At 71.4% G+C, this 10,080-nt stretch carries 12 protein-coding genes; 4 read left to right on the forward strand and 8 right to left on the reverse strand.

Annotated elements, in window-relative coordinates; translation table 11 throughout:
* Positions 1-831 (reverse strand): tRNA (adenine-N1)-methyltransferase (locus QH283_RS13330; RefSeq protein WP_280503315.1); only part of this gene is annotated, 831 nt, incomplete at its 3' end.
* Between the two features lie 48 nt (positions 832-879).
* Between QH283_RS13330 and QH283_RS13335 the strand changes: the two genes are divergently transcribed.
* Positions 880-1,776, forward strand: a complete 897-nt coding sequence (locus tag QH283_RS13335) for a RecB family exonuclease (RefSeq protein ID WP_280503316.1) — start codon at positions 880-882, stop codon at positions 1,774-1,776.
* Positions 1,777-1,939: 163 nt separating this feature from the next.
* Here the strand turns inward: QH283_RS13335 and QH283_RS13340 are convergent, their stop codons facing one another.
* The 7 genes from QH283_RS13340 to QH283_RS13370 all read right to left on the reverse strand — a co-directional run bounded on the left by QH283_RS13340 (position 1,940) and on the right by QH283_RS13370 (position 6,750).
* Positions 1,940-3,205 (reverse strand): YeiH family protein, encoded by a 1,266-nt coding sequence (locus QH283_RS13340; protein WP_280503317.1) that lies wholly within the window; start codon positions 3,203-3,205, stop codon positions 1,940-1,942.
* Complete coding sequence (locus QH283_RS13345; protein WP_280503318.1) at positions 3,190-3,324, reverse strand: hypothetical protein; 135 nt, start codon at positions 3,322-3,324, stop codon at positions 3,190-3,192. Before QH283_RS13345 ends, QH283_RS13340 begins: the two co-directional genes overlap by 16 nt.
* Before the next feature lie 159 nt (positions 3,325-3,483).
* Complete coding sequence (gene hisG, locus QH283_RS13350; protein WP_280503319.1) at positions 3,484-4,335, reverse strand: ATP phosphoribosyltransferase; 852 nt, start codon at positions 4,333-4,335, stop codon at positions 3,484-3,486.
* A 52-nt stretch (positions 4,336-4,387) separates the two neighbouring features.
* On the reverse strand, positions 4,388-4,651 hold the full coding sequence (locus QH283_RS13355) for a phosphoribosyl-ATP diphosphatase (RefSeq protein WP_280503320.1): 264 nt from the start codon (positions 4,649-4,651) through the stop codon (positions 4,388-4,390).
* Positions 4,652-4,702: 51 nt separating this feature from the next.
* On the reverse strand, positions 4,703-4,876 hold the full coding sequence (locus QH283_RS13360) for a hypothetical protein (RefSeq protein WP_280503321.1): 174 nt from the start codon (positions 4,874-4,876) through the stop codon (positions 4,703-4,705).
* An 18-nt stretch (positions 4,877-4,894) separates the two neighbouring features.
* A complete protein-coding gene (locus QH283_RS13365) occupies positions 4,895-6,115 on the reverse strand; it encodes an acetyl-CoA C-acetyltransferase (RefSeq protein ID WP_280503322.1) in 1,221 nt (406 codons plus the stop codon).
* 164 nt (positions 6,116-6,279) lie between these two features.
* The gene (locus QH283_RS13370) at positions 6,280-6,750 is read right to left on the reverse strand and encodes a hypothetical protein (RefSeq protein ID WP_280503323.1); all 471 of its coding nucleotides are present in this window, start codon (positions 6,748-6,750) and stop codon (positions 6,280-6,282) included.
* 74 nt (positions 6,751-6,824) lie between these two features.
* On the opposite strand from QH283_RS13370, the gene QH283_RS13375 reads away from it, so the two are divergent.
* From QH283_RS13375 to QH283_RS13385, 3 genes are all read left to right on the forward strand, one after another.
* Positions 6,825-8,213, forward strand: a complete 1,389-nt coding sequence (locus tag QH283_RS13375; RefSeq protein WP_280503324.1) for a cystathionine beta-synthase — start codon at positions 6,825-6,827, stop codon at positions 8,211-8,213.
* Positions 8,214-8,729: 516 nt separating this feature from the next.
* Positions 8,730-9,875 (forward strand): cystathionine gamma-synthase, encoded by a 1,146-nt coding sequence (locus QH283_RS13380; protein ID WP_280503325.1) that lies wholly within the window; start codon positions 8,730-8,732, stop codon positions 9,873-9,875.
* A gap of 9 nt (positions 9,876-9,884) precedes the next feature.
* Positions 9,885-10,080 (forward strand): hypothetical protein (locus QH283_RS13385; protein ID WP_280503326.1); only part of this gene is annotated, 196 nt, incomplete at its 3' end.

The raw sequence follows: 10,080 nt of genomic DNA on the forward strand, positions 1-10,080 counted from the left end.
GCCCTTGGACGGCCGCCGCTGCGGCTTCGGGGTGACGGTGCCCTCGGCGAGCCGTCGGGCGCTCACCAGGAAGGCGGTGTGTCCCTGCATCCGGTGCTCGGGCCGCACCGCCAGCCCCACCACGTGCCAGGGCCGCACCAGCGACTCCCACGACCGCGGCTCGGTCCAGCACTCCTGCTCGCGCAGCGCCTCCACCACCCGTGACAGCTGGGTGACCGTCGCCACGTACACGATGAGCACGCCGCCCGGGATCAGCGCCTCGGACACCGTCGGCAGCGCCTCCCAGGGCGCGAGCATGTCCAGCACCACCCGGTCGACGGGCCCGCCGTCGTAGTCGGCCACATCACCCAGCCGCAGCGACCAGTTGGCGGGCCGCTCACCGAAGAAGCGCTCCACATTGCGGACCGCGTGCTCGGCGTGGTCCTCGCGGATCTCGTGCGAGATCACCTCGCCCTCCGGGCCCACCGCGCGCAGCAGCGAGCAGGTCAGCGCGCCCGAGCCCGCTCCCGCCTCCAGCACCCGCGCGCCGGGGAAGATGTCGCCCTCGTGCACGATCTGGGCGGCGTCCTTGGGGTAGATGACCGCCGCGCCGCGCGGCATGGACAGCACGTAGTCGACCAGCAGCGGGCGCAGCGCCAGGTACGGGGTGCCGTTGGTGGAGTTCACCACGCTGCCCTCGTCCGTGCCGATCAGGTCGTCGTGCTTGATCGCCCCGCGATGGGTGTGGAACTCCTTGCCCGGCTCCAGGACGACCGTGTGCAGGCGCCCCTTCGCGTCGGACAGCTGCACCCGGTCCCCGATGGTGAATGGCCCGGTCCGTCTGGCCGTCATGAATCTCCGTTCCCTGTTCTGTCAGTGCCGCCGGATAGCCTGCCAGGTATGTCAGCGCCCGCCTCCACACCCCCTGCCGAGCCCGCGCCGTCAGCGCCGGCGCCGACGCGCAGGCCGGCTCTGTCGCCCTCGCGGGCAACGGATTACAAGCAGTGCCCGCTCAAGTACCGGCTGCGCGCGATCGACGCCATCCTGGAACCGCCGAGCAGGCAGGCGGTGCGCGGCACGCTCGTGCACGCCGTGCTCGAAGACCTCTACGGACTCCCCCGGCCCGAGCGCGCCCGCGAGCGCGCCGACACGCTGGTCGAACCCGCGTGGCGGCGGGTGCTGGCCGGTCGGCCCGAGATCGCCGACCTGCTGGCCGAGGAGGGCCACGAGCCGTTCCTGGCCGAGGTGCGGGCGCTGTTGGACAACTACTACCGCCTCGAGGATCCCACCCGATTCTCCCCCGAGTCGCGGGAGGCCAGGGTGGAGGTGGAGCTGGCGGGCGGCGTCCCGCTGCGCGGCTTCGTCGACCGCATCGATGTGGCGCCCACCGGGGAGCTGCGGGTGGTCGACTACAAGACCGGCCGCGCGCCCGGTCCAGCGCAGGAGACCAAGGCCATGTTCCAGCTGAAGTTCTACGCGCTGGCGGTGCTGCGCACCCGCGGCATCCTGCCCGCCCAGTTGCGGCTGATCTACCTGGCCGACGAGCTGATCCTCACCTACACCCCCGACGCCGAGGAGCTGGAGCGTTTCGAGCGCACCCTGGGCGCGCTCTGGGCGGCGATCCTGGAGGCCGGGCGCACCGGCGAGTTCCCGCCGAACACGAGCCGGCTGTGCGGCTACTGCGCCTACAAGTCGCTGTGCCCGGCGTACGGCGGCACCCCGCCCGCCTATCCCGGCTGGCCACGCGGCACCGCCGAGTCCGCCGAGGAGACCCACGCCGAGGCGGTCGCCGACTAGAGCGCCCGCGGTCGCCTCCGATCGCCGCGGCGAGATCGGGCCGAGACGGCTCGTCGGGTCCGGCGCCGACGAGCTGCCCCGGCGGACGCACCGGGGCAGCTCGCACGCAGATGCCGGAAGTGAAGGGCTGCCCGCACCGATCCGGGCACCGGGCAGCCGGGGATCAGACGGTGAAGTCGTGGAACAACAGCACCGACAGACCGAGGCCGACAACCAGATTCACCACGGCCGCGGAGCCGAACACCGCCACCGGCCGCCAGCCCGCGTCGCGCAGGCCGCGCAGCGAGAACTCCAGGCCGATGGACACGAAGGCCAGGATCAGGAACCAGGTGCGCAGGTCGTTGACCGTGCCGATGTGCGCCGAGCCGGTGGCCTTGTCCACCGAGGCCAGGTAGAGGGTGCCGATCACCGAGGCGGCGACGAAGGCCAGCACGAACTTCGGGAACCGGTCCCAGAACTGGCGCGGCGAGGGCCGCGCCGCGCCGGGCACCCGCTCCACGCGCAGCGTGAAGTAGGCGGTCAGCGCGATGGCGACCACGCCGATCAGCGCGTTCTGGGTGGTCTTGACGATGGTGGCGATCTGCAGGCTCTCCTCACCCGCGATCGCGCCCGCCGCGGCGACCGCCGCCGTGGTGTCGATGTTGCCGCCGATCCAGGCGCCCGCCACCGCGTCGGACAGGCCGAGCAGGCTCGCCAGCCAGGGCAGCAGGAAGATCGACGGCAGCGCGAAGATGATCACCAGCGAGGCCGCGTAGGCGATCTGCTCGCGGCGGGCCTGCACCGCGCCCGCGGCCGCGATGGCCGCGCTCACGCCGCAGATCGACACCGACGACGACAGCAACGCGCGCAGCTTGTCGTCCAGGCCGAGCCGCCCGCCCAGCCACCAGGTGAAGCCGAACACGATGGTGATCAGCAGCAGCGCCTGCACGATGGCCGGCCCCGCCGCGGTGGCCAGCACCTTCAGGTTGATGGAGGCGCCGAGCAGCACCACGCCGGTCTTGATGAAGAACTCGGTGCGGAAGCCGCCGGAGATCTTGTCGCGCAGACCGAGTTTCGTGAGCACGAAGGCGCCGAGCAGCCCGAGGGCGATGGCGTAGACCGGGTATTCGATCGATTTCGCCACCCGTTTGAAGGGCGTGTCCGCGGCCCAGTCCGGGACGTGCAGTTCGAGATAGCGGGTCAGCGCGCCGAGCACGAACACCACCGCAAGGCCGGCGAGGAGGTGCGGCAGCGCCGAGGGGGTGCCCGATCGCACGGCGTCGGTCTCCGAGATCGGTCCGGCGCCGCTCTCGCCCTCCGGCCCTGCCTTCGCGGCGGAACCCTCCGCCGCGGTCTTCGTCGTGCTCGGCACGGTCGGCTCGGCAGCGCCGGAGGCGGTGCCCGCCATGTCGTCGCGGGTCTCGTCGCCGGCCATCACGGCACCAGCCATTCGGGGATGACGCCGAGCAGGACCAGGGCGAGCAGGGTCAGGCCGCCGACGGCGGCCAGCCAGTCCTCGTTCCAGGTGAAAGTGCTTCCCGACCGCTCGTCGGGTGGGTTCTGGGACACGGTGCGCTCCTCGGGTTCCTCATCGAGGGGCGCACCGTAGCAAGCCGGGCGCGCGGCGCACACGGGTTGCGTTCGCGCTGAATCGATCCCGTGCCAGCCCGGCCCGGCGGCGTTATCGTGCGGTTGGCCGTGGCGGGCCGCCGGGCGGGCCGGAACGGATCAGAACGCGCGGCAGGAGCGGATGTCGGTGGCCAGGATCGCCTTGGCGCCCAGATAGGCCAGCTCGTCCATCACCGAATTCGACTTGTTGCGCGGCACCATCGCGCGCACCGCAACCCACGACTCGTCGGCCAGCGGCGATACGGTCGGCGACTCGAGACCGGGGGTGATCTTCACCGCCTGCTCCAGCAGGTTCTTCGGGCAGTCGTAGTCCAGCATGAGGTACTGCTGGGCGAAGACCACGCCCTGGACGCGGGCGATGAGCTGGTTGCGGGCCCGGTCCTGGGCGTCGGAGCCGATGCGCTCCACCAGCACGCCCTCGGAGTCGCACAGCGACTCGCCGAAGGCCACCAGGTTGTGCTGGCGCAGGGTGCGGCCCGAGCCCACCACATCGGCGATGGCGTCGGCCACCCCGAGCTGGATGGAGATCTCCACGGCGCCGTCGAGGCGGATGACCTCGGCCTCGATGCCGCGTTCGCGCAGGTCGGCGCGCACCAGGTTGGGGTAGGAGGTGGCGATGCGCTTGCCTGCCAGATCCTCGACCGTCCATTCGGCGCCCGCGGGGGCGGCGTAGCGGAAGCTGGAACGGCCGAAGCCGAGAGCGAGGCGCTCCTGGACCGGGGCGCCGGAGTCCAGCGCCAGGTCGCGGCCGGTGATGCCGAGGTCGAGCTCGCCGGAGCCGACGTAGACGGCGATGTCCTTGGGCCGCAGGAAGTAGAACTCGACCTGGTTCTGCGGGTCGAGGACGCTCAGCTCGCGGGAATCGGTGCGCTTGCGGTAGCCGGCCTCGGCGAGGATGGAGGTGGCCGATTCCGACAGCGAGCCTTTGTTGGGGACTGCTACGCGCAGCATGGGGAGGATTGTCCTTCCGAAGGGTGGAGGTATCGGGCGGAGAACGCGTCCGTCACAGATGTCGGTACACGTCGTCGAGCGTCAGCCCCCGGCCCACCATCAGCACCTGGACCCAGTACAGCAGCTGCGAGATCTCCTCGGCCAGGGACTCGTCGCTCTCGTGTTCCGCGGCGAGCCAGACCTCGCCTGCCTCCTCGAGAACCTTCTTACCCTGGGTATGCACGCCGGCGTCCAGGGCGGCCACGGTGCCGGACCCCTCGGGACGGGTGACGGCACGCTCCTGCAGCTCGGCGAACAGGGATTCGAAAGTCTTCACGGGGGGACATTCTCTCAGATCCCGGCATCCGCCCCGCACACGCCACCGGGTTCACCCCGCCGACTGTCCCCCCCCCCCCCGGCCCGCCCCGGGGCTGGGGGGGGGGGCCGGGGGGGGGGGGGGGGGGGCTCTCCGTCGTGTCACCGCGCCCCCCCCCCCCCCCCCCCCCCGCCCCCCCCGGGGGCCCCCCCCCTTTCGTCGTCCCGCCCTCGGGTCGCGTCCCATCGGGCGGGATACAGCCGATCAGCTCAGGCGCTCGAGCACCATCGCCATGCCCTGACCGCCGCCGACGCACATGGTCTCCACGCCGAACTGCTTGTCGTGGGTCTGCAGGTTGTTGATCAGCGTGGCGGTGATCCGCGCGCCGGTCATGCCGAACGGGTGGCCGAGCGCGATCGCGCCGCCGGAGACGTTCAGCTTGTCCTCGTCGATGCCCAGTTCACGGGCCGAACCGAGCACCTGCACCGCGAAGGCCTCGTTGATCTCGAACAGGTCGATGTCGGAGATGGTCTTGCCCGCGTACTTCAGCGCCTTGCGGACCGCCTCGATCGGGCCGAGGCCCATGATCTCCGGCGACAGGCCGGACACGCCGGTGGAGACCACGCGGGCCAGCGGCGTCAGGCCCAGCTCCTTGGCCTTGGTGTCGCTCATGATCACCAGAGCCGCGGCGCCGTCGTTCAGCGGGCAGGCATTGCCCGCGGTCACCGTGCCGTCGGGCCGGAAGACCGGCTTGAGCTGCGAGATCTTCTCGTAGGTGGTGCCGGGGCGCGGGCCGTCGTCGGTGGCGACCACGGTGCCGTCGGGCAGGGTCACCGGGGTGATCTCCCGCTCGAAGAAGCCGGACTTGATGGCCTCTTCGGCACGGTTCTGCGAGCGCACGCCCCAGTGGTCCTGGTCCTCGCGGGAGATGCCGGTGTACTGGGCGACGTTCTCGGCCGTCTGGCCCATGGCGATGTAGATGTCGGGCAGCTCGCCGCTCTCGCGCGGGTCGGCCCAGCTGTCGGCGCCGCCCTCGGCGCGCTTGACGGTGCGCGCCTCGGCGTCGGCGTAGATCGGGTTGTGGGTGTCCGGCCAGCCGTCGGCGGTGCCCTTCGGGAAGCGGGACACGGTCTCCACACCCGCGGAGATGAACACATCGCCCTCGCCCGCCTTGATGGCATGCAGGGCCATGCGGGTGGTCTGCAGCGAGGAGGAACAGTAGCGGTTGAGGGTCACGCCGGGCAGGAAGTCGTAGCCGAGCTGGGTGGCGACGACCTTGGCCATGTTGAACCCGGCCTCACCCGCGGGCTGGCCGCAGCCGAGCATGAGGTCGTCGATCTGGGTGGGATCGAGCGCGGGCACCTTGTCCAGCGCGGCACGGACCATCTGCGCGGCGAGGTCGTCCGGACGCATGCTCACCAGGGACCCCTTGCCTGCGCGGCCGATGGGGGAGCGTGCGTACGAAACGATGACGGCCTCGGGCATGAGGACTCCTTTGTCTCGGAGCACGCGCGCCGGTGACTCCGGGCGCGCGTTACTCGCGGGTACGTGGCACCTCGAATCTACGTCGCGACCCGCCGGGAGTGAACACCCCCGGCCCGCCGGTCTCGCTGGGCGGGACATTCGCCGCCCGAGGGGTGGGTGATCGGTCAGGCGGGGACGGTGAACAGTCCCTTGGCCGGGATGCTCGGCGCGTCGGTGGTCACGGTGACCTCGACCCGCCCCGGTCCGGTGTCCTGGAACTGCGAGTACAGGATGCTGCCGTAGATGCCGGTGACGACGACGTTGTCGAACGTCCCCGCCGCGCCGGTGTCGAGATTGCGCCAGGCGACCGTGGCGCGCACCTCGCACAGCGGCGCGAACGGGTACATGCTCGATCCGACGCCCGTCACCGGCTCGGCCCGCACATTGAGTACCGCGCGCCCCGGCCAGTCCGGCCCGGTGTCGGCCCAGGTCTGCACCGAGGTCCAGCACACGCCGCCTCGGGCCAGCGTCGGGACCTGCGGAAAATTCACGGTGTCGGCCTGCGCCTGCGCCCCCGGTCCGGCCACCGCGGCGACTGTGCCTGCGACGGTGGCGGCGAGCAACGCGGCGACCCGACGCGAGTGGGTCTGCCTCATGGCAGCCGATCCTAGGGGCCGGTAACGGGTGACGTGCGCGAACTCACAGACAGTGCTTCTGCAACGATGGAGCTATGCGCATCGCGGACCACGTCGTCGACCTCATCGGCAATACGCCTCTCGTCCGGCTGAACAATGTCGTCGGACCGAACGCGGGGTTGGTCGCCGCCAAGATCGAATACCTCAACCCGGGCGGCAGCTCCAAGGACCGGATCGCGGTCAAGATGATCGAAGCGGCCGAGAAGTCGGGACAGTTGAAGCCTGGCGGCACCATCATCGAGCCGACCTCGGGCAACACCGGCGTAGGCCTGGCCCTGGTGGCCCAGCAGCGCGGCTACAAGTGCGTGTTCGTCTGCCCCGACAAGGTGTCCGAGGACAAGCGCAACGTGCTGCGCGCCTACGGCGCCGAGGTGGTCGTCTGCCCGACCGCCGTGCCGCCGGACCACCCGGACAGCTACTACAGCGTCTCCGACCGTCTGGTCCGCGAGATCGAGGGCGGCTGGAAGCCCGACCAGTACTCCAACCCCGGCGGCCCGGAGAGCCACTACGAGACCACCGGGCCGGAGATCTGGCGCGACACCGAGGGCAAGATCACCCACTTCGTGGCAGGCGTCGGCACCGGCGGCACCATCACCGGCACCGGCCGCTACCTCAAGGAGGTCTCCGGCGGCAAGGTGAAGATCATCGGCGCCGACCCCGAGGGCTCGGTGTACTCCGGCGGCACCGGCAGGCCGTACCTGGTCGAGGGCGTGGGCGAGGATTTCTGGCCCTCCGCCTACGACCCGTCCATCCCGGACGAGATCATCGCGGTCTCCGACGCCGACTCCTTCGAGATGACCCGCAGGCTGGCCCGCGAGGAGGGGCTGCTGGTCGGCGGTTCCTGCGGCATGGCCGTGGTGGCCGCGATCGAGGTCGCCAAGCGCGATCCCGACGCGGTGGTCGTGGTGCTGCTGCCCGACGGCGGCCGCGGCTACCTGTCGAAGATCTTCAACGACAAGTGGATGGCCTCCTACGGCTTCCTGCGCACCCGCCTCGACGGCAGCCCCGAGCCGGTGGTCGGCGACGTGCTGCGCGGCAAGTCCGGTGAACTGCCCGACCTGGTGCACACCCACCCGTCGGAGACCCTGCGCGACGCGATCGAGATCCTGCGCGAGTACGGCGTCTCGCAGATGCCGGTGGTCGGCGCCGAGCCGCCGGTCATGGCGGGCGAGGTGGCGGGCAGCGTCACCGAGCGCGACCTGCTGTCGGCGGTCTTCGAGGGCCGCGCCCAGCTGACCGACTCCGTCGCCCAGCACATGAGCCCGTCCTTCCCGCTGATCGGCGCGGGCGAGCCCGTCTCGGCGGCCACCAAGGCGCTGTCGGACACCGACGCGCTCATGGTGGTCGAGGAGGGCAAGCCGGTGGGCGTCATCACCCGTCACGACCTGCTCGGCTTCCTGAGCACCGGCAGCATCGGCCACTGAACCGATCCGGCGCGTCGGCCGCTGTGCCCATTCGAGGGCGCCGGCCGCTGTGCCGATCCGAACGCGACGAACGTCCGTCACGGTCCCGCCCGTGGCGGACGTTCGCCTTCCGCGTCCCCCGTCCCGCCTTCCGCGTCCGGCCCCGCGCTGCGTCCGGCCCCGCGTTGCGTCCGGCCCCGCCCCGCGTCCGCCCCGCGCCCCGTCGCCGTGTCGCGCCCGTCGCCACGCCCCCTGGCACGTCCTCACGACCCACGCGTGCCGCGCACCCGCCGGGCCGCGATCGGAGCCGACCCCGGCAGGATTGCGTCGAAATCCGCTCGCCGCGTACCGGTTTCGCTTACAATTCGCGCCCGGCTCACACAGGCTCCGGTGCTGGTAGACGGCCTGATCCATCATGCGGACGCAATTTCGCAGGTGGGAGCCATCACAACGCGCCGAGCCCGGCTCCGACACGGGAAGGTCACGGACCACCCTCCGGCGAAAAGCCCCGAAGACGCGCCCTCTAGGCTGTCCCTCATGAGCGAGCTGGGATTCTCCACCAGGGCCGTGCACGCCGGGTTCGATCCCGATCCCCAGACCGGCGCGGTGAACGTGCCCATCTACGCGAGCTCGACCTTCGCCCAGGACGGTGTCGGCGGCATGCGCGGCGGCTTCGAGTACGCGCGCACCGGCAACCCCACGCGCAGTGCGCTCGAGGCCAACCTCGCCGCGCTGGAATCCGGTCGCCACGGTCGCGCCTTCGCCTCTGGCATGGCCGCCACCGACTGCGCGCTACGCGCCACCCTGCGGCCCGGCGACCACATCGTCATCCCCGACGACGCCTACGGCGGCACCTTCCGCCTGATCGACAAGGTGTTCAGCCAGTGGGGCATCGAACACACCCCCGCGCACATCACCGACGTCGAGGCCATCCGCGCGGCCGTGCGCCCGAACACCAAGCTGATCTGGGTGGAGACCCCCACCAACCCGCTGCTCAACATCGGTGACATCCCGGCGCTGGCCGAGGTCGCCCACACCGCGGGCGCCAAGCTGGTGGTCGACAACACCTTCGCCACTCCCTACCTGCAGCAGCCGCTGCTGCTCGGCGCCGACATCGTGCTGCACTCGACCACCAAGTACCTCGGCGGGCACTCCGATGTGGTCGGCGGCGCGCTGATCACCGACGACGCCGAGCTCGACGCGGCCTTCGCCTTCCTGCAGAACGGCGCGGGCGCGGTCCCCGGCCCGTTCGACGCCTACCTGACCATGCGCGGCACCAAGACCCTGGCCGTGCGCATGGAGCGGCACTGCGACAACGCCGAGGCGGTCGCCGAGCTGCTCGCCGCGCACCCGGCCATCGCCCAGGTCATCTATCCCGGCCTGGCCGAGCATCCCGGTCACGGGGTCGCAGCCAAGCAGATGCGCCGCTTCGGCGGGATGATCTCGGTGCGCCTGCACGGCGGCAAGCAGGCCGCGCTCGACTTCTGCTCGCGCACGAAGATCTTCACCCTGGCCGAATCCCTCGGCGGCGTGGAATCGCTGATCGAGCACCCCGGCGCCATGACCCACGCCTCGACGGCGGGCTCGCAGCTGGAGGTCCCCGAGGATCTGGTCCGCCTGTCGGTCGGCATCGAGGATGTCAGCGATCTGCTCGCCGACATCGAGCAGGCGCTGGCGAAGTAGGGGTTCTCCATGACGAAGCGGGGGCCCCCCGGTTTTAGGGGGGGGGGGGGGGTGGGGGGCGGGGAAGGGGCGGGCGGGGGGGGGGGGGGGGGGGGGGGGGGGTGTGGGGGGGGGGGGGGGGGGGGCGTTTGCCCCCCGCCGCCCCTACCGTGCCCGCCCATGAGTATCGAAGGACTGTTGCGACTGCATGGACACGACACCCGCA

This window comes from Nocardia farcinica (assembly GCF_029867845.1).
Classification (GTDB): domain Bacteria; phylum Actinomycetota; class Actinomycetes; order Mycobacteriales; family Mycobacteriaceae; genus Nocardia; species Nocardia farcinica_A.

Coding starts and splice junctions, on each gene's coding strand:
- QH283_RS13335 (WP_280503316.1), top strand. CDS start 880: ATGTCAGCGCCCGCCTCCACACCCCCTGCCGAGCCCGCGCCGTCAGCG.
- QH283_RS13360 (WP_280503321.1), bottom strand. CDS start 4,876: ATGGGACGCGACCCGAGGGCGGGACGACGAAAGGGGGGGGGCCCCCGG.
- hisG (WP_280503319.1), bottom strand. CDS start 4,335: ATGCTGCGCGTAGCAGTCCCCAACAAAGGCTCGCTGTCGGAATCGGCC.
- QH283_RS13365 (WP_280503322.1), bottom strand. CDS start 6,115: ATGCCCGAGGCCGTCATCGTTTCGTACGCACGCTCCCCCATCGGCCGC.
- QH283_RS13370 (WP_280503323.1), bottom strand. CDS start 6,750: ATGAGGCAGACCCACTCGCGTCGGGTCGCCGCGTTGCTCGCCGCCACC.
- QH283_RS13340 (WP_280503317.1), bottom strand. CDS start 3,205: ATGGCTGGTGCCGTGATGGCCGGCGACGAGACCCGCGACGACATGGCG.
- QH283_RS13380 (WP_280503325.1), top strand. CDS start 8,730: ATGAGCGAGCTGGGATTCTCCACCAGGGCCGTGCACGCCGGGTTCGAT.
- QH283_RS13375 (WP_280503324.1), top strand. CDS start 6,825: ATGCGCATCGCGGACCACGTCGTCGACCTCATCGGCAATACGCCTCTC.